Annotated in this window: 22 protein-coding genes and 1 pseudogene; 7 read left to right on the forward strand and 16 right to left on the reverse strand. The window is 67.9% G+C overall.

The window, feature by feature from the left end; genetic code table 11:
• Positions 1–73: 73 nt before the first annotated feature.
• Together AB0C30_RS14195 and AB0C30_RS14200 are read left to right on the forward strand one after the other, a co-directional pair.
• Complete coding sequence (locus AB0C30_RS14195; protein WP_357943222.1) at positions 74–703, forward strand: helix-turn-helix domain-containing protein; 630 nt, start codon at positions 74–76, stop codon at positions 701–703.
• 143 nt (positions 704–846) lie between these two features.
• On the forward strand, positions 847–2382 hold the full coding sequence (locus AB0C30_RS14200) for an alpha/beta fold hydrolase (RefSeq protein WP_357943224.1): 1536 nt from the start codon (positions 847–849) through the stop codon (positions 2380–2382).
• 73 nt (positions 2383–2455) lie between these two features.
• Here AB0C30_RS14200 and AB0C30_RS14205 read toward each other — a convergent pair whose 3' ends face one another.
• Together AB0C30_RS14205 and AB0C30_RS14210 are read right to left on the reverse strand one after the other, a co-directional pair.
• Positions 2456–2983 (reverse strand): hypothetical protein, encoded by a 528-nt coding sequence (locus AB0C30_RS14205; RefSeq protein ID WP_357943226.1) that lies wholly within the window; start codon positions 2981–2983, stop codon positions 2456–2458.
• Positions 2984–3381: 398 nt separating this feature from the next.
• Complete coding sequence (locus AB0C30_RS14210; RefSeq protein ID WP_357943228.1) at positions 3382–4296, reverse strand: alpha/beta hydrolase; 915 nt, start codon at positions 4294–4296, stop codon at positions 3382–3384.
• Between the two features lie 73 nt (positions 4297–4369).
• Between AB0C30_RS14210 and AB0C30_RS14215 the strand changes: the two genes are divergently transcribed.
• A complete protein-coding gene (locus tag AB0C30_RS14215; RefSeq protein WP_357943230.1) occupies positions 4370–5059 on the forward strand; it encodes a helix-turn-helix domain-containing protein in 690 nt (229 codons plus the stop codon).
• Between the two features lie 111 nt (positions 5060–5170).
• Here AB0C30_RS14215 and AB0C30_RS14220 read toward each other — a convergent pair whose 3' ends face one another.
• Positions 5171–5731, reverse strand: coding sequence for a cysteine hydrolase (locus AB0C30_RS14220; RefSeq protein WP_357943232.1), 561 nt, complete (start codon positions 5729–5731; stop codon positions 5171–5173).
• A 222-nt stretch (positions 5732–5953) separates the two neighbouring features.
• On the opposite strand from AB0C30_RS14220, the gene AB0C30_RS14225 reads away from it, so the two are divergent.
• The gene (locus tag AB0C30_RS14225) at positions 5954–7426 is read left to right on the forward strand and encodes an alpha/beta fold hydrolase (protein ID WP_357943234.1); all 1473 of its coding nucleotides are present in this window, start codon (positions 5954–5956) and stop codon (positions 7424–7426) included.
• 161 nt (positions 7427–7587) lie between these two features.
• Here the strand turns inward: AB0C30_RS14225 and AB0C30_RS14230 are convergent, their stop codons facing one another.
• The 4 genes from AB0C30_RS14230 to AB0C30_RS14245 form a co-directional block, all read right to left on the reverse strand.
• Positions 7588–8553, reverse strand: coding sequence for a nitronate monooxygenase (locus AB0C30_RS14230; RefSeq protein ID WP_357943236.1), 966 nt, complete (start codon positions 8551–8553; stop codon positions 7588–7590).
• Between the two features lie 162 nt (positions 8554–8715).
• Positions 8716–9933 carry a hypothetical protein gene (locus tag AB0C30_RS14235; RefSeq protein WP_357943238.1) on the reverse strand — a complete coding sequence of 406 codons (1218 nt, stop codon included), beginning with the start codon at positions 9931–9933 and terminating at the stop codon, positions 8716–8718.
• Between the two features lie 185 nt (positions 9934–10118).
• On the reverse strand, positions 10119–10400 hold the full coding sequence (locus AB0C30_RS14240) for an ASCH domain-containing protein (protein WP_357944566.1): 282 nt from the start codon (positions 10398–10400) through the stop codon (positions 10119–10121).
• 6 nt (positions 10401–10406) lie between these two features.
• On the reverse strand, positions 10407–10844 hold the full coding sequence (locus AB0C30_RS14245) for a hypothetical protein (RefSeq protein ID WP_357943240.1): 438 nt from the start codon (positions 10842–10844) through the stop codon (positions 10407–10409).
• Between the two features lie 99 nt (positions 10845–10943).
• Between AB0C30_RS14245 and AB0C30_RS14250 the strand changes: the two are divergent.
• A pseudogene (locus AB0C30_RS14250) lies at positions 10944–11162 on the forward strand (IS21 family transposase); the annotation flags it as partial.
• 78 nt (positions 11163–11240) lie between these two features.
• Here AB0C30_RS14250 and AB0C30_RS14255 read toward each other — a convergent pair.
• Together AB0C30_RS14255 and AB0C30_RS14260 are read right to left on the reverse strand one after the other, a co-directional pair.
• On the reverse strand, positions 11241–12704 hold the full coding sequence (locus AB0C30_RS14255) for an MFS transporter (RefSeq protein ID WP_357943242.1): 1464 nt from the start codon (positions 12702–12704) through the stop codon (positions 11241–11243).
• Between the two features lie 10 nt (positions 12705–12714).
• Positions 12715–12849 carry a hypothetical protein gene (locus AB0C30_RS14260; protein ID WP_357943244.1) on the reverse strand — a complete coding sequence of 45 codons (135 nt, stop codon included), beginning with the start codon at positions 12847–12849 and terminating at the stop codon, positions 12715–12717.
• 399 nt (positions 12850–13248) lie between these two features.
• Between AB0C30_RS14260 and AB0C30_RS14265 the strand changes: the two genes are divergently transcribed.
• Positions 13249–16827, forward strand: coding sequence for a protein kinase (locus AB0C30_RS14265; protein ID WP_357943246.1), 3579 nt, complete (start codon positions 13249–13251; stop codon positions 16825–16827).
• A gap of 60 nt (positions 16828–16887) precedes the next feature.
• On the opposite strand, the gene AB0C30_RS14270 is transcribed toward AB0C30_RS14265, so the two are convergent.
• From AB0C30_RS14270 to AB0C30_RS14280, 3 genes are all read right to left on the reverse strand, one after another.
• Positions 16888–18033, reverse strand: coding sequence for an RICIN domain-containing protein (locus AB0C30_RS14270; protein WP_357943248.1), 1146 nt, complete (start codon positions 18031–18033; stop codon positions 16888–16890).
• A gap of 217 nt (positions 18034–18250) precedes the next feature.
• Positions 18251–19018: an SDR family oxidoreductase gene (locus AB0C30_RS14275; RefSeq protein WP_357943250.1), complete on the reverse strand. Its 768-nt coding sequence runs from the start codon at positions 19016–19018 to the stop codon at positions 18251–18253.
• 13 nt (positions 19019–19031) lie between these two features.
• Positions 19032–19787, reverse strand: coding sequence for an SDR family oxidoreductase (locus AB0C30_RS14280; RefSeq protein WP_357943252.1), 756 nt, complete (start codon positions 19785–19787; stop codon positions 19032–19034).
• Between the two features lie 94 nt (positions 19788–19881).
• Between AB0C30_RS14280 and AB0C30_RS14285 the strand changes: the two genes are divergently transcribed.
• Positions 19882–20523, forward strand: a complete 642-nt coding sequence (locus AB0C30_RS14285; protein WP_357943254.1) for a TetR family transcriptional regulator C-terminal domain-containing protein — start codon at positions 19882–19884, stop codon at positions 20521–20523.
• Here the strand turns inward: AB0C30_RS14285 and AB0C30_RS14290 are convergent.
• The 4 genes from AB0C30_RS14290 to AB0C30_RS14305 all read right to left on the reverse strand — a co-directional run bounded on the left by AB0C30_RS14290 (position 20464) and on the right by AB0C30_RS14305 (position 23887).
• Positions 20464–20838, reverse strand: a complete 375-nt coding sequence (locus AB0C30_RS14290; RefSeq protein ID WP_357943256.1) for a hypothetical protein — start codon at positions 20836–20838, stop codon at positions 20464–20466. The two genes, AB0C30_RS14285 and AB0C30_RS14290, sit on opposite strands and share 60 nt — an antisense overlap.
• Positions 20839–21265: 427 nt before the next feature.
• A complete protein-coding gene (locus tag AB0C30_RS14295; RefSeq protein ID WP_357943258.1) occupies positions 21266–21979 on the reverse strand; it encodes an RloB family protein in 714 nt (237 codons plus the stop codon).
• The gene (locus AB0C30_RS14300) at positions 21979–23232 is read right to left on the reverse strand and encodes an ATP-binding protein (RefSeq protein ID WP_357943260.1); all 1254 of its coding nucleotides are present in this window, start codon (positions 23230–23232) and stop codon (positions 21979–21981) included. Before AB0C30_RS14300 ends, AB0C30_RS14295 begins: the two co-directional genes overlap by 1 nt.
• Positions 23233–23308: 76 nt before the next feature.
• Complete coding sequence (locus tag AB0C30_RS14305) at positions 23309–23887, reverse strand: helix-turn-helix domain-containing protein (RefSeq protein ID WP_357943262.1); 579 nt, start codon at positions 23885–23887, stop codon at positions 23309–23311.
• Positions 23888–23958 lie beyond the last annotated feature (71 nt).

The raw sequence follows: 23958 nt of genomic DNA on the forward strand, positions 1-23958 counted from the left end.
CCCTCCAAGCTTAGTTGACATACGTCTACTAGATTGAGCGCGCTAGTAGACGTATGTCAACTAAGCTTCTTGTGTGCCTCCCCGCCAGCGACTCACCCCAGCCGACCGCCGCGCCCAACTCCTCGCCGTCGGCGCCCGGCTCTTCGCCGCGCACCCGTACGCCGACGTGCTGATGGAGGAGGTCGCCGAAGAGGCCGGCGTCTCCCGGGCCTTGCTCTACCGTCACTTCCCCAGCAAGCACGCCCTCTTCGCGGCCATCTACCAGCAGGCGGCGGATCAATTGCTCGCCGAGACGCGCCTCGACCCCGCCGACTCCCTGGTGGAGCAGCTCATCCAGGGCATGGACGTCCATCTCGACTACTTCGTGGCGAATCGCCACGCCGTTCTCGCCGCGAACCGGGTCCTCGCGGGCGACCCGGTGATCCAGACGATCATGACGAACGAGCTGGACGCGCTCCGTGCGCGGCTGCTGGCCGTACTCCCGCTCGCGGACGAGAGCGCCCGCGAGGCTGTGTCCGGTGTCCTGAAGAGCTGGCTGGTTTTCGTCCAGGTCCTCTGCGTCGACTGGCTCACCCATGAGACCTGTACGCGCACCCAGCTGCGCGATGTCTGTGTCGGCGCGGTTCTCGGCGCCCTCCGGCCGCTGCTCGCCGAGGACCCCGCCCCCGACTGGCCGCGACAAGGGCCCGCCGCGAGTGCCTAGGGCTGGGTGCGTCAATTCGGGTGGGTCGACTTTGTGCCAATTTACGAGTGCAAGTCCCATCAAAGTCCCGCGCGGGCCATGATCGAGGCTGGCCGCACGCTCGTTAAACGGGGGGCGTGCAGGCCGTCCACGATTGGAGCAACGTGCGAAGAAAGACGACTCTGCTCGCTACGGCGCTTTTAGCACTGGCGGCGCTTCTGCCTGTTCCTGCGGCCGGCGCGGCGACCGAGCCGGAAGCCGTAGGACAGAGCAGCATCACCTGGGCACCCTGTGAGGAGGAACCCAGTGCCGAGTGCGGCAAGCTGACCGTCCCCATCGACTGGTCCAAGCCGAACGGCGAGACCATCGACCTGGCCATCGCCCGGCGCAAGGCCACCGACCCGACGGCTCGGGTCGGCTCGCTGGTGATCAATCCCGGCGGGCCGGGCGGGTCGGGCGTGGAGGCCGTGTACGGCGCTCCCGACTCCTACACCGAGGAGCTGCAGAAGCGCTTCGACATCGTCGGCTTCGACCCCCGGGGCGTCGGCCGCAGTCACCCGGTGATCTGCTCGGCCTCGGTGTACAACCAGATGCCGCACACCGTCATGTCGAGCCAGGCCGACTTCAACGCCTGGGACGCCTTCACCAAGAAGCTGCACCAGGACTGCCGGGCACGCACCGGCCCCCTGTACGACCACGTCGACTCGCGCAACGTCGCGCGCGACATGGACGCCCTCCGCGCCGCCCTCGGCGAGGAGAAACTGACCTACTACGGCATCTCGTACGGGACGCTGATCGGTCAGATGTACGCCGAGATGTTCCCGAACCGGATCCGGGCCCTCGCGCTCGACAGCAACATGGACCACAGTCTCGGCGTCGCGGGCTTCCTCAGCACCGAGGCGATCGCCATCGAGGACGCCTTCGACCAGTTCGTGGGCTGGTGCGAGGCCGACACCAGCTGCGTTCTGCACGGGCGTGACGTCCGAAAGATGTGGAGTGATCTGCGGGCCAAGGCCCGGCGCGGCGAGCTGTACTACCCGACCGCCCCGGACCGCCCGATGACCGAGCTGCAGGTCATCTACAACGCGGCGCTCGGCACCGAGGGGCCTGACTGGCGCCTGCTAAGTGAGGTCATCAACTGGCTGAGCGGCGGCCCCGAGCCGTCGTGGGTGCCGCCGCTGCCGGGCCGGGGGCCCGTGGAGGGCGACACCGCCGAGCTGCCCACCCGGATCCTCTGCCAGGACTACAACCTCCGGGTGCGGAACTACGCCGAGTACGCCTTCTACATGGGCGTTTCCAAGCGGTTGGCGCCCGACGTGCGGTATCACCCGTACCCGATCGACGACCTGCCCATCTGCCTCAACTCCACGCCGACCAACCCGCCGCACCGGCTGAAGTACACGGGCGACGCGCCGATTCTGCTGGGGAACTCGCTGCATGATCCCGCGACGCCGTACATGTGGTCCGCCAACGCGGCGCGGCAACTCGGCCCGAAGGCCGTGCTGCTCACCTATGAAGGCTGGGGTCATCGCATCTATGGCAAGGACAAGTGTCAGACGGACATCATCGACCAGTACCTGATCGCTCTGACCGTGCCTCCGCCCGGCACCCGCTGCGCCGTGGGCACGCCTGAGGAGAGCATGCGCAAGCAGCAGCAGTTGCCGCAGAAGACGTGGCCAACGGACAAACAGCACTGGTAGGTAAACACAGAGCCGCCGGACCACGGCACACGCCGTGGTCCGGCGGCGTTCTCATGCGGGGGGTGGGACCTCGTCACCTTCCCTGGCGGGCGGCCTTGCCACCGGCACCGAAGAACAAGACGGTCGCGGCCAGACCCAGCACGGCGACGAGCACGTCGGCGACCAGCGTGAGGGCGGGCAGGGTGATGAACAGGCCCACCACCTTGAACAGGACGGAGACGATGACGATGATGGTGGCGAAGATCCGGACGGCGCCGCCGCCGCGCAGCGCCAGCCAGGCGAGCAGTATGAGCACGAGCGACCAGAAGATCGTGCTGTAGGCGAGCCCCGAGTAGATCATCTGGAGCGACTCGAACCGGTCGCTGTGGATGTCGACCTCGTCGAGGCTCACGGGGGCAGAGCCTCCGTCCGAATTCGCGGCGATCTGTTCTTTGATCGCCTCTGCGCCGGAGACGAGGAGTCCGATGGCGCTGATCACGTTGAGCGCCGCGGCGCCGATGGCCGCGTACACCGCTCGGGTTAAGTTCGCCGGCCTCTCGGGGGCCTTGGCGGCGCGCCGGTCTTCGAAGTTGGCGGGTGCCTGGCGTTCGTACATGGCCATGCGGACCTCTTTCAGGAACGTTGTGCGTCTCGACGATGCGGTGATTGCCGACCTGTGTCAGGCACTCCGCGATCGTCAATGCCGCGCGCATTTCGAACGGCCCTGAGAGGTATAGCAGATTCGCCCGGTATCTGAGAGTGACGGCGAATCATGGAACCGCTCGCGATAGCAATCCGCTCCGTTCGATCGGCGGCGGAAAGCGGCTTTTCAGGTGGCTATCGCATCGCTCACCTGCGACGGAAGGCAGGAGGAAGAAAAACGGAAGAGCGGTACTTTAATGTCCTGCGACGTCAGCCGGGCGCACATCGCCGACCGCGATAATCACGTACTGTCAAACAGAACGTGAGGGGTCGAATTTGTGCGGCATCTCCGCTGAGCCGAGCTCGCGGAAGAATGGGTTAATTTGCGCTGCCTGAGGCCAGGCGGCGAACCTCTGTGGCGACCTCGTCCCAGACGGGTTCGGGGAGTTCGTGGCCGACGCCCGGCAGGGGGACAAACCGCGCGCCGGGGATGCGGGCCGCGATGCGACGTCCGGCGTTCGGCTTGATGAGCGGATCGGCGGTGCCGTGCAGGACGAGCGTCGGTGCCGTGATGGAGCTGATCGGTGGGCCGTGCCACTGCGCGCCGATCTGGCGGCTCTGGGATCGCCGGTCATGGACGCCGGTGTCGGCGAGTTGTTCGATCAGCTCGCGGGTGGCCTGTTCATCGAGGGGGTAGGCGGGCGAGGCGAGGATGCGGGCCACCGCGACGCCCGCCTCGATGCCGCCCTCCGGTGTCTTGGGGAACTTCAGGCGGCCGAACCTGGCCAGCGTCCCGGGCCGGATGTAGCGCAGGGTCCCCAGGCCCGCGGTGTCCCCGGGGACAGCGGAGACCGTCGTCAGGGTCCTGACGCGGCCCGGATGCCGTATCGCGATGCGCTGTGCGACGGCGCCGCCGAGCGACTGTCCGAACAGATGCGCAGACTCCCACCCGAGAGCGTCCAGGACGGTGGCGGCGTCGTCGGTCATGTCCTCGGCGGTGTACGCCTCGCCGCGCTTGCGGAACAGCGCGGTGATGGGGCTGCCCGTGGCTGCCGACTCCAGGCGCGTGGACTCTCCCGCGTCGCGCTGGTCGTAGCGGCCCACGGTGAAGCCGTGCGCCGCCAGCGCCCGGCACAGGCCGTCGGGCCACCAGCGGCGAGCGACGCCGAGCCCCGCGACCAGCAGGAGCGGCTCTCCCTCGCGGCCGTGAGCCAGCCGGTCGTAGGCCAGCCGGACCGTCCCGTTCTCGGCCCAGCGGACCGGGGTCCACAGGTCGGTCGGTGCTGCGCTCATCGCCCCTCCAAAAAACTGCAATCAGTGATCGCAGTATTAGCATAGGCGAAGAATCACAAGAGACAGGACAGGTATGGCCGACGAAACGACAGTGGTGTGGGAGCGTCCCGAACGCGGCGCGCGCGGTCCCGCGCCCGAGCGCAGCCGCGCTCAGATCACCACGGTCGCGGTCGAACTGGCCGATGCGGGTGGGCTGGCCGCTCTGTCGGTCCGGGCGGTCGCCAAACAGCTGGGGACCGGCTCCGCGTCCCTGTACCGCTACGTCTCAAGCCGCGACGACCTTCTTGATCTGATGGCCGACGCCGTCACCGCCGAGGTCGACCTCGGCGCGCCACTCAGTGGCGATCCAGTCGACGACATGGTCGCGCTCGCTGCCCAGATCAAGGCCCTGCACCTGCGCCACCCTTGGCTGAACGACATCCCGCCCGAGCCACTGCGGCTGGGCCCGAACGGGCTCGGCTACCTGGACCGGGCGTTGCAGGCCTTTGCTCCCGCGCCGGTGACCGACCGGGCCAAGCTGGAAGCCGTCGCTGTCATGAACGCGCTGGCGACCCTGTTCGCGCGAGCCGAACTGCAGGCCCGGCGCGCGCCGACAGGAAGGCAGGCCGCCCAGGCCGCCTACCTCGCCAGGGCCGCCGCTGAAGGTAGGCACAGATGGGTGATGGCGGCTGTCGCCGACGGCACCACCAGCGTCCCCTTCCATGATCCCGAGGCCCTGTTCGCACGGATCGCACGACAGGCTCTCACCAGCCTCATCGGCTGACCACCCGTCCACGTGGCTTATCGGGAGAAAGCGATGGCCGTTCAGTTCAATGCGCGGCCGAACCCGGGGTGCTTCCCTTCCCCCGTACGGCCCCTCCCTACTGACGCCTGGTCACAGGCGGGCGGTCCACTCGTGGCTCGTGAGGACGTCAGCACCCCTGGCCGGGAAGACGCGGTTGATCAGGAAGTCGTGCACGTCCGGTTCCCCGTCGGCGCAGGCGTCGCTGAGCACGGTCAGGCGGTAGTCGCGGTCGGCGGCGTCGAAGAGCGTAGCGGCGACCATCGCCCCGGTCGCGACGCCGGTCAGCACGATCGAGTCGATGCCCTGGGCGCGCAGGAGCAGGTCGAGGTCGGTCGCCGCGAACGCGCTGGCGCGGCGCTTGAGGACGACGGCCTCGCCCGGCAACGGCTCGATGCGCGGGTGCACGAGCGTCTCGGGGGACTCTTCGTGGAACAGCGTCCCCGCCCCGTGCAGGGCGCTGATCAGCGGGTTTCCCGCTGCCACATCAAGTCCTGAGGCCCGGAGCCCGAAACGTATGAAGATCACGGGGATTCCGGCGGCTCTGGCCGCGGGGAGAACCCTTTCCATGACGGGAAGCACGTCGGCGGCGAAGGGGTAATTGTCCACGATGCCCGCCTGCAGGTCGCCGACGATGAGCGCGGTGGTGGTCATTCGGTTTCCTTGTCTGTACGGCCGTATCCATGGCGTTGTTGCCGAATCCAGGGGACGTCGACCTCGACTCCGACGTGCTCCGTGACGGTCCGGAGGTGAAGGAGAAGAGAAACGGAAGCCTTGGCTGCGAGGCTCGATCAAATCCCCAATGATTGGAGCACTGTGCGAAGGCACATCGCACTCCTGATTTCCTTACTTGCGCTCACCGTCTCAGTCGCGCCCATGGCGTTGGCCGAGGCCAGCACGAGCACGAGCACGAGCACGACCCCGATCTCGTGGCAGCCGTGTACGGAGGATCCAGCGGTCGATTGCGGAACGCTGAGCGTACCCCTTGACTGGGCCAACCCCGGTGGCGAGCAGATCCAGCTGGCGCTGGCGCGGCGCAAGGCCACCAACCCCTCGGCCAGGATCGGCTCGCTGGTCGTCAATCCGGGCGGACCCGGCGGCTCGGGCAAGCAAATAGTGCTGCGTGACCGGCTCCCCTTCTCCTCCGAGATCACCAGCCGGTTCGACATCGTGGGCTTCGACCCGCGCGGGGTGGCCGGCAGCCATCCCATCCTGTGTTCGCAGGAACTGGCGTCGCAGGCGCCTGATCCGTTCCTGAAGAGCCAGGCCGACTTCGAGCGGCTGCTGGCCTTCAACGAACGGTACAAGCAGGACTGCCGAGCCCGCACCGGCCCGCTGTTCGACCATGTGGACACCGTCAGCGTCGCGCGTGACCTGGACACCATGCGGGAGGCTCTCGGCGACGACAAACTCTCCTTCTACGCCATCTCGTACGGCACGCTGATCGGCCAGATCTATGCCGAGCGTTTCCCCGGCCGGGTCCGCGCCCTGGCGCTCGACAGCAACATGGACCACAGTCTGGGTACCAGGGGTTTCCTGGACACCCAGGCATGGACGACCCAGGATTCCTTCAACGAGTTCGTGAAATGGTGCGACAAGACCGCGTCGTGCGCCCTGCACGGCAAGAACATCCGCACCTTCTGGGCCAACCTGCTGACGCGCGCCGATCGCGGCGAACTGCACTACCCGGGCCAGCCGGACACGCCCCTCACCAAGCTGCTGCTCATCTATGAGGCGACGGGCGGGTTCTTCGGTCCCGACTGGGCCGGCCTGGCCGAATTCCTGGTGGCGGCCGACAGCGGCGAAGGCCAGGTGAAATCGCTGCTCACACCTCTGCCCGACCAGGAGGTGGTCAACGACGCGACCCAGGTCTTCTGCCAGGATTACCTGCTGCCGGTTCGCGACTATCCCGAGTACGCGGCGCACCTGGCGAGTTCCCGCCGCATCGCTCCCGACATGCAGGCCGGTCCTGAGGCGCTGGCCACGATGGCCGCGTGCCTGGGACAGCGGGCCCCGATCCCCAATCCTCAACACCGCCTGCGCGTCTCCAGCCCCACGATCCTGGTGGCCAACGCCCTGCATGACCCCGCCACCGGCTACAACTGGGCGGTCAGCACGGCTCAGCAGCTTGGCCGCGCGGGAAGGCTGTTCACCTACGAAGGCTGGGGCCACCGCATCTACGACCATGGAGAGTGCGCCGTCAACGGCATCGACCGCTACCTGGTCTCCCTCGAACTGCCGGCCGCGGGCGCAAGATGCCCCGCCATCCCGCCCACCTCATCCAAGGTTTCCGGGTACAAGCCACTCCCCGGCCCCGTTCCCGGCCTTCCCGGCTGGGTGAAGTCGTGACCTCATAGCTCAAGCAGCGGCAACTGCCGCAGAAGACGTGGCCAACGGACAAACAGCACTGGTAGGTAACCAGAGCCGCCGGACCACGGCACCCGCCACGGTCCAGTAGGTAAGCAGAGTTGCCGGGCCACGGCACACGCCGTGGTCCGGCTCCGTTTCGGTCAGCGGCTTCCCGCTCGGGCCAGTGCGTCCTCAGCCTGCGCGGCGATGGCTCCGACAAGGTCGGCTGCGGAGGGCAGGTCGTTGATGAGATCGATGGCCTCCCCGGCCCACATCGGCAGTGCGGGGATCTCGCCTCGTGCCACGCCATCCTGGTACGCCTGCTTGGCCTGGACATTTGTGGAGAGTTCGGCTTCTCGGCCCCGCCACTGATCCAGGAAGGGGTGGCCGAGGGTGCGCGCGGTGTATTTCGACGGCCACTGGGAGCCTCGGGCGATGTCAAGTACGCTGCTGCGCTCGGTGTCCTCCCCGCGTCCCTCGACGATCGCCTTGGCGGTCGAGGGGGCCACCAGAGCCTCGGTCGTGGCCTGGAAGCGGGTGCCGATGAGCGCCCCGGCGGCCCCCAGGGCCAGCACGGCGGCCAGGCCGCGGCCATCGGCGATTCCGCCGGCCGCCAGCACCGGCACCGGTGCCGCCAGGTCCACCACAACCGGCACGAACGGCAACGTGGAGCGCCCGTGCCGAGCGCCATGCCCACCGCTTTCGACCCCCTGCGCCACGATGACATCGGCGCCCAAGTCCACCGCCCGCCTGGCCTCCTCCAGATCGGTGACCTGAATGATCAGTGCCGTGCCTGCCCGGCGAATGCGTTCGGCGAACGGGCTCGGGTCTCCGAAGGACAGCATCACCGCCCGGGGGGCGTACTCCAGGGCACGCTCGACCGCCCCAACATCGATCTGCCAGGTCAGGAAACCGATGCCCCATGGCCTTCCGCCGGAGCCCTCGGCAACGATCGGCACCTCGCGGGCCAGCCAGTCCGGATCGCCGTTGCCGCTGCCCAGCAGTCCGAGCCCGCCACCGCGAGAGACGGCCGCCGTCAGCGCACCACCGGCCGACCCGCCCATCGGCGCCAGGGCAAGGGGGTGCTGCACGCCGAACAACTTCGTGAATGCTGTCGAAAGCGCCATAACTACAATGATCACCCCTTACTGGCTGTACGCGGCGACCGTCCTGCGCATCCCGCGCAGGACGAGGAGACGATCGCCGCGGTGCCAGCGCCGGCGAAGAATTGATTCACCTGACCAAGTACATGCTCAGCCAGGAGAAAGGGCTTATGTGGGCTGCATCGCTCATGGTGACGTCGGCTCCGGGAGCCGACCGAGGATCCAGGTGCAGAGTTCTTCGGTGATCTGGGTGTGCGCCTCGTTGTCGGACGCGCACAGGAACTCGTCCAGCTCGCTTTGCGACGGGCGCAGGCTGCCGATGTCGGCGTACACATCGTCCTGGTTCTCGAGGTCGCGGATCGCCACAGCGCTGACCGCGGGGACAAAACAGATGGAGCGGTAGTACACCTCGGCCTGACCGTGCTTGTTCAGGGCGTCGGCCAGAATGCCGAAGGACTCCAGCGTCCCGCCCGGTGCGCCGTCCAACTCGGGCAGTCCGCTGGTACGGATGTCCTTGTGGGCGCCGAGGATGCTTCTGAGCACGGCCACCTGCTGGTCATCCCCGGCGGACTGGGTGTAGAGCACGGTGCCGTTGAACACCAGGCCGGTGCACTTGAGCGCTTCGACGCCGGCCGGAACCCCATTGCCGGTGCCGTTTCCCACACCGTTGGCGACCCCTATCTTTCTCGGGACGCTGGGCCACGAGCCGACCGCGCGGAGCTGGTCGAGGAAATCGGTACGCAGCGTGTCCTGCTGGGGATCGCTGCCGACCTCGGAGATGTGACGGAACAGCAACTGGCGCGCGGCCGGGCTGTTGATCTGGCGGGAGAAGACGGGGTTGGCCGGCCTGAGGAAGTGCGCGAACGCCTGCAGGGAGATCGGGATCCACGCGCCCCGATGCGGACTGTCGTAGGAGACGTAGAGAGCCGTCTGATGGTCGAGGCCGTCATGCTCCATCTTGGCCAGGGCGTAGCGGGTGACCAGGCCGCCCATGCTGAATCCGCCGACGGTGAGCGGCGTGTTCCCGTACCGTTCGGCGAGCGTCTGGGTGATGGCGGCGATGGCGGTCTGCGCGTTGTCCAGGATCGACGCGCTGCGCTCGGCGAAGCCGAGGATGACGAGGTCGCGGCCACGGCGGCGCAGCTCGCTGATGAGGGGGTAGTCACCCCGCTCCAGGAAATGCCAGGACTCGTGCAGGTTGGACGGACCTGTGTTGAAGCCGTCGGCGAGGATGACCGGATTGACCAGGGTCTGGTGGCCTTCTCCGTAGTACACCCAAGCGGTGCCGCCGGGAAGCTCCCACATCCTGTCCGGTGTGGGTGCCGGTGCGGAGACCTCCAGTGGCGCGATCAGCCTGATCGGCCCGATGGCCTGCTCTGCCTTTACTGCCTGCTCTTCGCTCATCCGTTTCCCTCTCCGGTGCGCACAGGTGATCCGGCTGCCTTGCCGGACTACTGCGATGATTACGGACCGCAATAGGGCGAACGCTGATCGACATGACGGAGAAGGGTAAGGATTGACCATCCGGCATAGATCAATTACATGGTTCGCGTTCCTGGATGTCGGCCCACATACGGGTGCGACTGCGGTCAAGAGCCCGACCGGGCGGTGAACGTCACAATTTCGACTTCGGCATCGGAGGGTAGGCCGGGATAGTGGCCCTGGAGGCCCGTCTTGAGCTGGTCGATGCTCGTGCCACCATCGAGCCGAGCCTGTGCGGCGGTGAGGCGATCGAGCCGGTGACGTTCGACGCCGGTGACGGTGCCGTTCAACGTGCGGTGGGCTTCGTCGTCCTCGAAGAGGAAGATTGCGGGACCCAGCGCGATCGGATCGTCGTAGCGGACGGTGGAGGTCTTCCGTGCGGTGGCGATGGCCTCTTAGTAGCGCTTGTTGAACCGAACAATTCGACGCGCATCCGCATCGGGGAAGAAGTAAGTGTCCGGCAGAAGCTTCCGAATCGGGCGCAGTGTCGGCCCGTCGGCGGTCGGTACGGCGACGAAGACGTCGGGATGGAGGTCGAGAAGCGCTTGGCGGCAGCGGCCGCACGGCGGGATGAGGCCGCGACCCTGATCTCCCGCGGCGGCGATTGTGGCGAGCGGACCGGCTCCCGCTGCTGCGGCGGCACCGAGTACGACGAGCTCGGCGCACGGTCCGCCGGTGAAGTGGTAGACGTTGACCGCCTCATGGATCCTGCCAGCCGTGTCCATCGCCGCTGCGGCTACGGTGTGGTTCGGGTCGCTCCCGAGGGCAGCAGCGAGCTGTTCCGCAGCCTCGATGACGCGGCGCTCGGAGTCGAAGAGCTTCATGGAGACCATGGCGCCGACTCTAGATCGGCCCAGCCGGACTCCTCGACACAATTGTTCTCATGGGCCTCACCCTCAGCGTGGTTGGTGGCTTGACATCGAGACCCGCATATTAGAGGCGTGCCCACAGGCAAGGTGCGCTACGACAACCTCAAGCCCGCGGTGGCCCGGGTGCTGGGCTTCTCCCGCCGCCGGGTGGAGTCGGAGCGGTGGGTGGCCTTCCGCAGCTGGGCCGGTATCGACGCCTGCTACTGCCGGCCGGGACTGGCCGGCGCGCACGAGAAGGGCGGAGTGGAGGGCCAGATCGGTTGGTTCCGCCGAAACCATCTCGTGCGAGGACGAACGATCTTGACGCGGGACGAGCCGCGGCGATCATCGCAGCTTCGAGGAAGAGCACAAGACAACCAGTCACCCCGGAACGCCGTCGCTGACCTCGTCGTGCGCCGCGGGCGCCGCGCCCTTCCACTGGCCGGCGGGCCTGGCGTTGCGCAGGCCGAAGGCGGAGACCGCAGCCCCCAGCAGCACCATGACCACCGGGACGACGAGCGCGGTGCGGTAGGCGTCCAGCACCGCGCCCGGTGAGCCATCGGCGCCGACCGCGGCGATTCCGTACACCGCGGTCACCGCGGAGATCCCGACCGCCGAGCCGAACTGGGTGAAGGTGTACAGCAGGCCGCCGGCCAGGCCCTGCTCCTCCTCCGCCACGCTGTTGGTTGCCGCGATGGTGAGCGGACCGTAGGCGAGGGCGAAGGCGGTGCCCGCGATGATCAGGGTCGGGAACATCGCCGCGTATGACCAGTCCATCTCGACCGTCAGGAAGAGCCCGTAGGCCACGATCGCCAGCAGGAAGCCACCGAAGATCACCCGGGTGTGGCCGTAGCGGTTCACCAGGCGGGGGGTGAGGATGGGAGCCAGCACGGCGTCGCAGCCCATGACGATCAGCGCAATCGCGGTCTGCAGGGAGGACCAGCCGCGCAGCTCCTGCAGGTAGAGCGTGACGATGAACTGGAAGCCGAAGAACGCGCCCAGAAAGAGCAGCGCGGCGAGGTCGGCCCGGACCATGGCGGCCTTGCGGAAGATCCCCAGCCGAACGAGCGGCGCTTTGGCGCGCCGTTCGATCACGATGAACGCCCCCACCAGCGCCAGCCCTGCGGCGAACGCGCCGAGGGTCAGCCCGAGCCCTTCGCCGCGGTGCTCGAGTCGGACGATGCCGAAGGCGAGCAGCAGCATCGCGGCGGCGGCGCTGGCCGCGCCGGCCAGGTCGTAGCCGCGATGCGTGGGCTGAGGGCGGGCCTCGGCGGGCAGCAGCCTGAGCGCCGCGAGCAGGATGGCGCCGGCCAAGACCACCGGGGCGAAGAACACCCAGCGCCAGCCGAGTTCGGTCAGCAGCCCGCCGATGACGAGGCCCAGCGAGAAGCCGCCGGCGCCGACGCCGGCGAAGACCAGCAGGGCCTTGTTGCGCTGCGGCCCCTCCGGATACGAGGTCGTGATGATCGACATGGCGGCGGGGGTCATGAAGGCCGCCGCCACGCCGGTGACGAACCGGGCCACGACCAGCATCCACCCGTCGGTCGCGAAGCCGCCCAGCATGGAGAAGACCAGGAAGACGCCCAGCCAGGTGAGGAACATCCGTCGCCTGCCCAGCAGATCGGCGGCGCGGCCGCCGAGCAGGGTGAAACCGGCGTAGCCGAGCACGTAGCCGCTCATCACCCACGCCGCGGTGCCGGTGGTCAGGCCGAGGTCGGCGCGGATGGTGGGGATGGCAACGGCCAGCATGGCGACGTCGCTGCCCTCGAGGAAGATGGTGCCGCACAGGACGAGCAGCAGGACCCAGGCTCGTCCGCTCATGCGGGCCGCGGGAACGGTGGACATGGATGCGCTCTCACCCGTTGAGTCGGTTGGTCACATCCGGTTCATCAGCAACGGACGCTGTCCGTCGCGCAAGCTGCACGAGCCCGGCCACATCGCCCATGCCCGCACGTCGAACCATCCATCGCAAAGCCTCCACGATCGCCATGGCCGCGACCGTACCAAGCAGCCAGCGACCCAGACCACACCTTTTATCTGTACCCGTTATCTGTACCCGCAGGTTCGCGCGGATGGCCGGCACAGAGAGATGAAGAACAAGCTTGACGCGCTGGCCCCCTTCCGGCGCCAGCCATCCCCACGCCCCTATCGGTAATCACAGAAACACGTTAGGTGAGTAGCCGGGTCTCTGAGTGCTGCTAATTCTCGCCGACATTCCAGACCCGATCAGCCCCGAGCGCTGTCCAAACTCACCGACAAAACGCTGCTGCTACTCATCAGCAAAATCAGGGCGGGGAAAGTCATCGGGCCGACCTCGCGAGGATGGCAACTCCAGGAAGGGGGACGGCATCTAAACGACGTAGTCGATCAGTGATGACGGGGTGGTGAGATGGTGTCGGCGTCGGCCCTGCTTCCTGGTGACCCTCTTCGGCTGGGGGATTTCTGGCTGGCCGGGCGGCTCGGGGCCGGCGGGCAGGGGGTGGTGTACGAGGCGTACGACTCCCAGGGCGCCCGGGTGGCGATCAAGGTGCTGCACGGGAACGCCGCCGGTGACCGGGGTCTGCGGGCCCGGTTCGGCAAGGAGGCCGCCGCCGCTCAGCGGGTGGCCTCGTTCTGTACCGCTCGGGTGCTGGCGGTTGATCTGGACGCGCCTAAGCCGTACCTGGTCAGCGAGTACGTCGAGGGGCCCAGCCTGCGCCAGGCCGTCGACGGCGGGCGGCGTTTCAGCGGCGACGAGCTGCACCGCCTGGCGACCGCGGTGGCCACGGCGCTGACCGCCATCCACGACGCCGGGGTCATTCACCGCGATCTCAAACCCGACAACGTGCTGCTGGGGCCCGACGGGCCGCGCGTCATCGACTTCGGCGTGGCGCGGACCCCGGAGATGTCGCTCACCGCGACCGGCCAGGTCACCGGCACCCCGACGTACATGGCTCCGGAGGTGTTCACCGGGCAGCGCGCCGACACTCCCGCCGACGTGTTCGCCTGGGGCGCCATCATGGTCTACGCGGCGACCGGTGACGATCCTTTCCGGGCGGAGAGTCTGGGCGCGGTCATGCACCGCGTCCTGTCGGCCGAGCCGGATCTGACGGTGCTGCCGCGGTCGGTGCGGCCCCTGGTCTCGGCGGCCCTCGCCAAAGACCCCCTCGCCAGGCCGGCCGCGAGCGAGCTGCTGCTCGGCCTGGTCAGCGGCGGCCTAGTCAGTGGCGGCCTGGTCAGTGGTGGTCAGGGCAGTCGGGCCGACCTGCTCACCGTCGGCAGCGTCGAGGCCGGGTTGCTCGACCGTGGAGCCCCGGCCGACCCCACTCTCGGCACCCTGGCCGACGACGCCTACGAATTCCTCGAACCCGCCGAACGTGATCTCGTCCCCGATCTGTTCCTGCGCCTGGTGAACGTCACCGACACCGGCGAGGTGACCGTACGGGCGGCGTCGCGGGAGGAGTTATCGGAGGCCAGGACGCCGCGGGAGCGGGCCGCGCTGGAGCGGGTCCTTGAGGTCTTCGCGTACCTGGTGACCACACGGGGCGATGACATCACCCTGGCCCGGCCGGCGCTGGTACGGGCCTGGCCGCGGCTGCGCACCTGGGTCGGCGACGAGCGCGACGGACTGCCCACGCACGACATGATCCACACCGGCGCGCGCCACTGGAACGCCCATGGACGTCGTGACGGCGACGTCTTCCAGGGCAGCCGCCTGGAGACGGCACTGCGCTGGGCCGCCACCGGCCGCCGCCACCTCACCCTGAGCAAGCTCGAACGCGACTTCCTCGACGCCTGCAACGCCGCCACCCGCCACCGGGTCCGGCGCCGCCGCCTCCTCACGGTCGCCCTGGCCGTCCTGCTCGTCCTCGCTCTGGCGGGCGGCGGCCTCGCCCTGCGGCAGAGCCGCCTGGTCTCGGAGCAGAGCAGGATCGTCGCGGCACAACGGGACGAGGCGGTCGCGGGCAAGGTGGCGGCGCAGGCTGACACCATGCGGGCCACCGACCCGGTCCGGGCGATGCAGCTCAGCGTCGCCGCCTGGCGGCTGGCTCCCATCTCCGCGACGCGGGCGACGTTGCAGAACGCGTGGGCACAGCGGGAGCGCGCGGTGTTCACCGACCCCGACACCGGCGCCGAGACCGTCCGGCAGATGACCGCGGACGGGCGTACGTTCGTCAGCGTGTCCCCGCAGGGCGTGCAGCTCTACGACGTGCGTACGGGCAAGAGGATCGGCGGCTGGAACGACCTGAAGATGGGCGCGGACAGGTTCCTCGGAGCCGACCTCAGCCCCAGCGGCCGGCTGCTGGCCGTGGCCGCGGGTCATGCCGTCACCATCTGGGACACGAGCACCGGCAGGCGGACGGGAGCCAGGCGCAAGATCGATGTGCCGGGATTCTTCGGCGGCCTCCAGTTCCTGACCGGAGACCGGTACGTGAACGTCGTGGGGTCCCAAGGCGGCGACCTGTGGGACATACGGACCGGCGCGACCGTCTCCACCAGGGCCGGCATGCTGCGGCCGGCCGTCACTCCGGCCAACGACCTGGTCGTGAACGCCGACCTCGAAGGGCGTTTCCAGCTGCTCAGCCTGCCGGGCGGGAAGCCGGTGGCGAGGTGGCATGACGGCGAGACCTGCGTCAAAGACGGGCAGGTGGCGGCCATCAGCCCCGACGGTCATACGGTCGCGTGCGGCACCGGCTCGGACATCTCGTTCGTGGACCTGCGCACCCGGCGTACGCTTCCCCAACGGATGTCCACGGGCGGCGGCCGGATCTGGTTCAGCCCCGATGGCCGCTACCTCGTGGCCGACGGCAACGACCGCTTCGAGCTCATCCGCGTCTCCGACGGGAACACCCTGCTCGACTACCGGGTCGCCCCGCAGAACGTGGCCTTCGACGGTACGACCCTGCGCTACCTGGCCGACGAGAGCGTGGTGAGCCTCGACATCTCCGATCTGCTCCACCCCATGCGACTGCCCGGCCACGCCCCGGAGACCGCGGTGTTCAGTCCCGACGGCCGGTTCCTGGCCACGCAGCAGAAGGCCGAGTCGCGGGAGTTGGTGCTCTGGGACGTGGCGCGCCGCCGCCCGCTGGGCGCCCCGCTGAAGGTCACCATCGGAGACAGCCAGATGGCCCTCGCCTTCAGCGCCGACGGGCGGCTGCTGGCGTCCATCGGCGGCCTGGGACAGCGGCTGGAGACGCGGGACACCTCACAGCCGACGCACGTGTCCGCGGCCCGGTTGCCGGACCCCTGGACGGCGTCCACCGTGGCGGTGAACGAGAACGGAACGCTCGTCGCGGTCGGCGCCAGCGACACCAACGACGACCTCGAAGGTACGGGGCACAGCCGGGTGTTCGTCTGGGACGTACCGCACCACACGTGGATGCGGTCCGTCGAAACCGGGAACCTGTCGGGGGTCGTGTTCCGGCCGGGCAGCCCGATGATGGTCCCGGTGACCAACTCGGCGAACCGCCTGATCGATCTGTCCACCGGGCAGCCGGTGGGTCCCGGATTCGGCCCGGGAGGTCTCAACGGCGCGCTGCGGACAATGGCCTTCAGCCCTGACGGAGCGGTTCTCGCCACTGGCGACGAGTCGGGCAGGCTCGTGTTCTGGGACGTGGCCACGGGCGGCAAGCGCGGCCCGACATTCCGGGCGAACCCCAACGACGGCGTCGGGATCACCCAGATCGTCTTCTCCCCGAAGGGGGATGTGGCGGCGTCCATCGGCGCGGGGGAGGTCCAGTTGTGGGACGTCGCCACTCCGCGCAAGCTCGGGCCATCGATGGCGGCGGAGGGGGACTCCGTGTCAGCCGCCTTCGGATCCGATGGGGCGGTACTGCACACCCTCGACGACAAAGGCGTGCTGCGCGACATGTCCGTCGGGCCCGAGGCGACGGCCGCCACGATCTGCGCCCGCGCCGGGCGGGGGCTGACGCGGGCCGACTGGCAGCGATATCTGCCCGGCGTGCCGTACCGGGAGGTCTGCCCGTGATCGTTGGGCCGGCCCGTTCCCGGTCGAGCGGGGACGGGCCGGTCGTACGTCTGGCCGAGGTCAGCTCAGGAAGCTGCCGTACGGACCGGACAAGATCTGGTTCTTCTGGCTCTGGTTGAAATGCGTGTTCGGGTAGTCGTAGAACGACGCGGACATCGGTGTCCCGTCGGTGGACGACGAGTCGGGCAGGCCGAAGGCGTGGCCGAGTTCGTGGACCATACCGCCGTACCAGCGGTTCATCGGGCCGTTGACGCCCGCGGCGCCATCGGCGTCGTGCTGGTTCAGGATCACCCAGCCACCTCCGCCGCCGCCGCCCGCGCCGTTGCCTTCCGCGCTGATCTCACCCACGTTGATCCAGCGCGGGTCGGGTGCCCTCAGGTTCAGCTTCCTGAGGAGTTCTTGCTGCATGTTGAAGACGGTCCACCAGTACGGGTCGCTCCCGTTGGGGGTGGTCTCGTACCAGTTCTTCACGTGGTCGCCGTTGACGACCTCCACCACGGGGTTGTTGAGGGTGAAGGTCTTGCCCAGCTCCTGCTTGTAGTAGCGCTGCGCCTCCCGCAGGACATTGGCGATGCCGTCCGGCCACCGCTGGTCGTAGGCCACATCGGATGGCTTCAGCCAGTACACCCGGATGGTCTTCTCCGGGGGTGTGGTGGGGTTGCCGCCACCGCTGGTGTAGTTCGGCAGCCGCCATGTCCGTGAGGACACCGCGTCGCAGGACAGCTGTACGAGCCCGGTGTTGGCGGCCGACGAGCCGCCCGCGGGGACGACGCACTTGCTGGAGTGCACGGCCTGGAGCCTGAAGGTCTTGTCGGTGCCGCTGACCGTCACCGGGACCAGGCGGAACTTCTGGTTGTTGGCGTTGGAGCAGTTCCACTGGATGACCGTGGCGTTGTCGGCGGTGGACGCGCCGTAGACGTCCACGCATCTGCCGCTGGTCGAGGTGCCGACGGTGTACTGGTCGGTGGTGCCGCTCACCGGGGTGAAGGTGAAGTTCTGGCTGCCGCCACCGTTACAGGACGCCTGCGTGAGCTGGACGCCGTTGGTGGTGGAGCTGTTGGGGAGGGTCAGGCAGTTGGCGCCGTTCTGGTTGACGGCTGTCGAGGTGAATGTCGTGGCGGCGTTGGCCGGTGAGGCGCCGACCATCGTGATCACAAAGACCAGGGCGGTGGTCAGCGAGGTAAGGGCGGCGGCTAATCGTTTCATCGATGCGCGTCCTCCGAGTCCTGGGAGCGAGGGCAGGCCTGTGGATACGATGACGCGCGAAAAGGTTTTCGGCAAGATCTTGTGAACGTTACATGGAGTGCGGCGAGGACAGCAGGTCATGGGGGTGGCGGTACTACGTACGATCAGTGCGACTTGCGAAATGCTTTTCGGGAAATACCGCGAGATCGGCCTGGCCGGGGCGGGCGCTGCTGCTGGTTCAGCGGTCATTGGCGCTCTGTGCGGCCGCGAGGCTCGCGAACATGCCGCCGTCGACGACGATCTCCGCTCCCGTGATGTAGCCGGCGCCCGATGAGGCGAGGAAGGCGACCGTACGGGCGATGTCGTCGTCGGATCCGATGCGGCCCAGAGGTACACGGGACGCCATATCCGCCCGGAAGTCGGCGAGCGCGGTGGCGGGGAGGCCCTGCTTGTTCAGGGCGGGCGTGTCGATGGGGCCGGGGCTCACGGTGTTGACCCGGATGCCGCGGGGTGCGAGCTCGATGGCCAGCGCCCGTGCCATCGAGAGCAGCGCCCCCTTGGTGGCGGCGTACACCGACCAGTTGGAAAATGCGCGTGTGGCGAGCCGCGAGCTGCTGAAGATCACTGAGCTGCCCTCGGCGAGCATGGGCAGGACGCGCTGGAGCGTGAACAGCTGTCCCTTGACGTTGATCCTGAAATGCTCGTCGTAGAACGCCTCGTCGACGGCCTCCAGCGGGGCGAACCGCGCCACCGCCGCGTTGAGGAACACCAGGTCCAGCCGCCCGAATCGCTCGCGTACCTCGGTGGCGAGGGCATCGGCGTCGGTCAGGACGCCCGCGTCGGCGCGAAAGACCGTGATGTCGTCGGGCAACGTACGCCTGGCTGCGGCGAGGGTGTCGGGGTTCTGTCCGGTGACGAGTACGGCGAACCCTTCGGCGTGCAGGATCCGGGCTGTGGCCAGACCGATTCCGGTAGTGCCTCCGGTGATGAGTGCGACCTGGGTCATGTCATTTCTCCTTTCAGGCGCTTACGGCCAGGCCGCCGTCCACGGCGAGGTTCACCCCTGTGATGAAGGCGGCCGCGGGGGAGGCCAGGAAGGCGACCGTGCGGGCCACCTCCTCGTCGGATCCCATCCGGCCCAGCGGGATCCGGGAGGAGAGGGCGGTCCGGAAGCCGTCGCGCACGTGCGACGGCAGGCCGAGTTTGGTCAAGGCCGGCGTGTCGACAGGTCCCGGACTCACGGAGTTGACGCGGATCCCGCGTGGGGCGAGCTCGACGGCCAGCGTACGAACCAGGGACATCACCGCGCCCTTGGTGGCGCTGTAGACCGACCAGTCGGCCTGGCCCAGCTCCGCCCCCAGGGCGCTGTTGAAGATCACTGAGCTGCCTTCGGCCAGCATGGGCAGGACGCGCTGGAGCGTGAACAGCTGTCCCTTGACGTTGATGTCGAAGTGCTCGTCGTAGAAAGCCTCGTCCACGGCCTCCAACGGCGCGAACCGGCCGACTCCGGCATTGAGGAACACCACGTCCAGGCCCCCGAACCGCTCCTTGACCTCGGTGGCGACAGCCTGGGCATCGGCGGGGACACGGGCGTCGGCGCGGAGGACCGTGACGTCGTCGGGCAACGTGCGTCTGGCCGCGGCGAGGGTGTCGGGGTTCTGTCCGGTGACGAGTACGGCGAACCCTTCGGCATGCAGTACCCGGGCCGTGGCCAGGCCTATTCCGGTAGTGCCGCCGGTGATCAGCGCGGCGGGACGAGAAGCGGATGTGGACACGTCAGTGCTCCTTGGCTTCTGTGGGGAACTGGACGGATTGGTCCAATGTAGCTTCAGTGGACTGATCCGTCCAGTACGGACTAAGCTCCAGATCATGGCTCACCAACCGACCACCGACCGCGGGCGGCGCAGCCGAGCCCGAATCGTCGAAGCGGCCTCCGCTCTGATGAGCGACCACGGCGTCAGCGGCACGGGCGTCGACCGGATCCTCGCCCGGGCCGGGGCGAGCAAGAGCCAGCTCTACCACTTCTTCGACGACAAGGATGACCTGGTCCGCGCCGTGATAGCCGCCCGCTTCGAAGCCGTGCTGGACGAGCAGATGTCCCTGCTGACCAAGCTGGACAGCTGGGCTGGGATCCGCCGCTGGCTCGACACGTTCGTCGACACGAACGAAGCGTTCGGCCTGCCCGGCTGCCCCATCGGCACCATGGCCAACGAGCTCGCCGGCCGCGACGAAGCCGCACGAGCCGACCTGGCGACCTGCTTCACCAGATGGGAGCAATACCTGAGCGAAGGCCTGGAACGCATGCGGGCCACCGGTCGGCTCGCTCCGGACGCGAAACCGAAGGAGCTCGCCATCGTGGTGTTCGCCGGCATTCAGGGCGGACTGCTGCTCGCCAAGACCCAGAAGGACGTGGCACCACTGCGGATCGCGTTGGACGCCGCCTACGCCTACCTACGCTCGTTCAAGATCTCGCCCGAGGCGCGTGGTGGCAGCTGCGCGGAGGCTCAGTAGGTGTGGTCGGACCAGTGTGGGTCGTCCCAGCGGGCCATGGCCATCGACCAGAGCGGAGGCGAGCGAGGGCAGGATGCGGCGCAGCACCGCCGCGTGGTCGTCCCAGTCGGTCGCCTCATAGCTACGCCGTAGCAGATCGGGGTCCAGCGCCACGTCCGGCGTCTTCAGACGGGCGAGATCTTGGGCGCTGCCCCAGTGGCACGTGCAGTTGATCTCGTCGGGGTCGGCGGTCATCCCGCGAAAGGTGGTGGCCAGGCCGTCCAGGGCGGCATTCAGGCGAAGCCGTACGGGGGTGGTGGCGTCGGGATTGGTCATGGGCGTCCGCCTCGGGGGACTCCGGTAGCTTGAGCCAGCCGAAGATCGCTACGTTACCGGTCCCGGGCTGGATCTGGAAGTTGTGCTCCGTTTCATGACGGTTGGAAGCAGCTCCGCTCGGTTTGCCCAATGGCTGGAAGAGGTGCGTGCGGCCCAACAGGGTCGCACGCACTTGGCCGGTCTCGATCCGCCTAGAGCATGAGCCCGTACTCGATGGCCGTGGCGGCGGAGGCCGCGGCCTGTACGGCTGCGACGGTGACCAGCGCTACTGCGAGCATGATCACGAATTTGATGGCAGTACGCATGCGAGTTCCCTTCAGGCGGTTTCCCTCTCTTCGACCTCTTCGACGCGGGGCGGAGCCTGGATGGCCCGGTCAGGCCGTTCGCAATCGGGAAATTGGACCCGTCGTACCAAGAGCAAAGATCGTTAGGAGACGATCCCGAGGACCTCAAGGATGCGGTAGACGTCGGTAGAGGGATCGCGTAGGAGGATGTCGCAGTTGGGAGCGTGGCCAGGTGCACCGGGCTCTGGCGCGGGAGCGCAGCGCCCGCTCGGGCAGTCGGCCACGAGATGCTGGGCCAGTTTGACCGCCGTTGCCTGGCGGCCTTCCTTGATCAGCTCCTCGAAGTGGTGCGGCTCGACCAGCTTCTCGAAGTCTGCGAATTCCCTGGTCCCCCGAAGCTTCGCAGGGATCGTCGTACGGTCTCCGCTGAGCCGGCCGGGTGTGCCCGACGCGAAGTGGAGCCAGAGCCAGAGCTCGAAGTGTGGGTGGGAGAAAGCGATATTGATCCCGTTCTGGCGGGCCAGGCGAAACGCCTCGTAGATGTCCTCGTTCTCATCACGGTCGAAGATCGCCCAGAACACCGTGTTCTTGATCCCCTTCGTGGACTTCTTGAGCCGGATCGCCTCTCGTACCGCTGGGACAGGCTTGTAGCCGTTGAACTGTTGCCCCTCGGTGACCTTGCGCGGGGTGAGCTGGATCTGGAAGTTGTGCTCCGCTCCATAACGGTGGTTGAGATGGTGGAAGTAGCTCCGCTCGGTCTGGCCCTCGCAGACTAGGAAAAGGACGTTGTTCTTTCTGCGGCTGCCCAGGCCAGGACGCGGAAGCGTGGTTCCACCGGGTGCCCCGCGTTTGGCCATCAGGTCGGCACCTCCGTTGTCGGCTCCGCGAGTGGGCCGGCGAGCGTCTCTGCGATCTCGCCGACGGTCAGCCTCGGTACGCCGCCGTACGTACCGGCCAGGTAGTTGCGGTCGAGGGCTTCGGACTTGCGGGGGCGGGCGTCGGTCAGCGGATAGATCTCGGAGGCGCCATCCCGGTTCTTGACGGTGATGCGCACCTGGTCCCGCTCCAGCGGCTGGAAGAGGTGCGTGCGGCCCAGCAGGGTCGCGTCGTGGACCGTGCACACCAATTGCGCGTTGTTGGGGTTGGCCGCGGGATCCTGGAAGAGCCGGAGGACTTCGGCGGCGAAGAGAGGATGCAGGCTGGTGTCGAGTTCGTCGACAAGGAGGGCCGCCCCGTGGTCCAGGGTGGTGAGGAGGGGGCCCAGGAAGGCGAACCAGGATCGGGTGCCCATCGATTCCTGGCGTTCGTAGCTCAGTGCGACAGGGCTGTGGGGCCCTTGGTGCACGAGTCGGAGCTCGCCGGTCAGGCTGTCGATCTCGGTTCCCACGACCCCCAGGTCCGCGACCTTGAGAAGCGCGATGATGCGATCCCGCTGCCGTGGGTCGTCGAGCATCTTGCGCGTGAAGCTCTGCCGATCTTCGAAGTCGCGGCCTGGGCTGATCCACCAGAGGTTGTGCCGGAACCAGTCGTGGACCGGCTTGAGATAGGGCTGGTTGAAGGCTGCGGCGACGGTCAGGAACAGCGCGTCGGGCCGAGTCTGGGAGACAAGGCTTTCCTTCGGCCCCTTCAGCCCTTCGCCGGGAAAGGTGAAGGGCTCGTCGGTGTCGGCGTCGCGTTCGAACCAGACCTGCCGACGGGCCTGTCCGCCGGGGTATGTGTGCAGCCATTCGGTCTCGACTCGTTGGTCGGAGACCTCGAAGCCATAGATGTACCGGTCGCCGCCGAGGACGATGTCGACCTCGAAGAGGGAAGCGTCCGTACGGGCGGCCGGGTCGAGTTCGTACGGCTCGCGCGGGATGCCGTCAAGGGTGGACCAGCCGTGGACGGAGTTGAGGACCGCCTGCCGCATCCAGCGGATGGCATGCAGGACGTTCGACTTGCCGGACGCGTTCGAGCCGTAGATCGCGGTCGCCGGTAGATAGGCCAAGTCGGGGTCTTCGGCGAGACCGGCCGGGCGGCTTGCCCCCTGGTTGAACTTGCTCGCCGCCAGCCAGACCTCGAACTCGTCACGGAACGATCTATGGTTGGCGCCTCTGAATCTAAGCAGCACTGAACACCCTCTAATCCATGCTCAGGATCGATTCTAGGCCAATGCATGCAGATTATCTACGCAGCACGCCTGCCGATCAGCCCAGTGATGCGCTCGCCGCACGCAACTCGTCCAGGGCCGCCAGCGTGTACCCGGCGAGCTCGTCCTTGGCGTCGCGGTCGCCCTCGGACCATTGGGCGTACCCCCGTTTGAAGGCGAGGACGCCGAGCTCGCCCGCGAGAGCCGCGGCCGGATCGGGTACGCCGCGGGCGACCAGAGCGGTGGTCATCGCGGTCGCGAGGCTGACGCTTTTGAGGGCGTCACGCTCTTGAAGTTCGGCGCTGGCGGCGACGGCTGCCTTCAGGCGAGGGGCGAGCTCGCGATTCATGGGGCCCATCGCGCTCGACGCGCGCTCGAGACCGGCGGCGACCGCCTCGAGCGGGCTGGCGTCACCGGGCGCCTCGGCGATCCCCTCGGCCAGCAGCCGGCTCAGCGTCTCCTGTCCGGCCACCAGCAGCTCGCGTTTATCGGGGAAGTGCCGGAAGAAGGTGCTTTTGGTGACCCCGGCGCGCTCGGCGATCTGCGCGACCGTCGTGGCGTCGTACCCCTGCTCGGCGAACAGGTCGACGGCAGCCACGACGAGGCGTTCGCGCGCCCCTGGTTCCCAGCGACCCATGGGTCCATCCTAGCGTGATGGGACTCTTGTCCCGTCACCCTGCTAATGTGATGGGACAAGAGTCCCATCAC

Origin of the sequence: Nonomuraea sp. NPDC048901 (assembly GCF_040649695.1) — a bacterium.
GTDB lineage: Bacteria > Actinomycetota > Actinomycetes > Streptosporangiales > Streptosporangiaceae > Nonomuraea.

What these genes read in the sequence shown, in the direction of transcription:
- AB0C30_RS14265 (WP_357943246.1), top strand. Translation starts at nt 13,249, where the DNA reads ATGGTGTCGGCGTCGGCCCTGCTTCCTGGTGACCCTCTTCGGCTGGGG.
- AB0C30_RS14230 (WP_357943236.1), bottom strand. Translation starts at nt 8,553, where the DNA reads ATGGCGCTTTCGACAGCATTCACGAAGTTGTTCGGCGTGCAGCACCCC.
- AB0C30_RS14260 (WP_357943244.1), bottom strand. Translation starts at nt 12,849, where the DNA reads ATGGCGATCGTGGAGGCTTTGCGATGGATGGTTCGACGTGCGGGCATG.
- AB0C30_RS14255 (WP_357943242.1), bottom strand. Translation starts at nt 12,704, where the DNA reads ATGTCCACCGTTCCCGCGGCCCGCATGAGCGGACGAGCCTGGGTCCTG.
- AB0C30_RS14270 (WP_357943248.1), bottom strand. Translation starts at nt 18,033, where the DNA reads ATGAAACGATTAGCCGCCGCCCTTACCTCGCTGACCACCGCCCTGGTC.
- AB0C30_RS14225 (WP_357943234.1), top strand. Translation starts at nt 5,954, where the DNA reads ATGGCGTTGGCCGAGGCCAGCACGAGCACGAGCACGAGCACGACCCCG.
- AB0C30_RS14295 (WP_357943258.1), bottom strand. Translation starts at nt 21,979, where the DNA reads ATGGCCAAACGCGGGGCACCCGGTGGAACCACGCTTCCGCGTCCTGGC.
- AB0C30_RS14205 (WP_357943226.1), bottom strand. Translation starts at nt 2,983, where the DNA reads ATGGCCATGTACGAACGCCAGGCACCCGCCAACTTCGAAGACCGGCGC.
- AB0C30_RS14245 (WP_357943240.1), bottom strand. Translation starts at nt 10,844, where the DNA reads ATGGTCTCCATGAAGCTCTTCGACTCCGAGCGCCGCGTCATCGAGGCT.
- AB0C30_RS14235 (WP_357943238.1), bottom strand. Translation starts at nt 9,933, where the DNA reads ATGAGCGAAGAGCAGGCAGTAAAGGCAGAGCAGGCCATCGGGCCGATC.
- AB0C30_RS14305 (WP_357943262.1), bottom strand. Translation starts at nt 23,887, where the DNA reads ATGGGTCGCTGGGAACCAGGGGCGCGCGAACGCCTCGTCGTGGCTGCC.
- AB0C30_RS14210 (WP_357943228.1), bottom strand. Translation starts at nt 4,296, where the DNA reads ATGAGCGCAGCACCGACCGACCTGTGGACCCCGGTCCGCTGGGCCGAG.
- AB0C30_RS14275 (WP_357943250.1), bottom strand. Translation starts at nt 19,018, where the DNA reads ATGACCCAGGTCGCACTCATCACCGGAGGCACTACCGGAATCGGTCTG.
- AB0C30_RS14290 (WP_357943256.1), bottom strand. Translation starts at nt 20,838, where the DNA reads ATGACCAATCCCGACGCCACCACCCCCGTACGGCTTCGCCTGAATGCC.
- AB0C30_RS14220 (WP_357943232.1), bottom strand. Translation starts at nt 5,731, where the DNA reads ATGACCACCACCGCGCTCATCGTCGGCGACCTGCAGGCGGGCATCGTG.
- AB0C30_RS14215 (WP_357943230.1), top strand. Translation starts at nt 4,370, where the DNA reads ATGGCCGACGAAACGACAGTGGTGTGGGAGCGTCCCGAACGCGGCGCG.
- AB0C30_RS14285 (WP_357943254.1), top strand. Translation starts at nt 19,882, where the DNA reads ATGGCTCACCAACCGACCACCGACCGCGGGCGGCGCAGCCGAGCCCGA.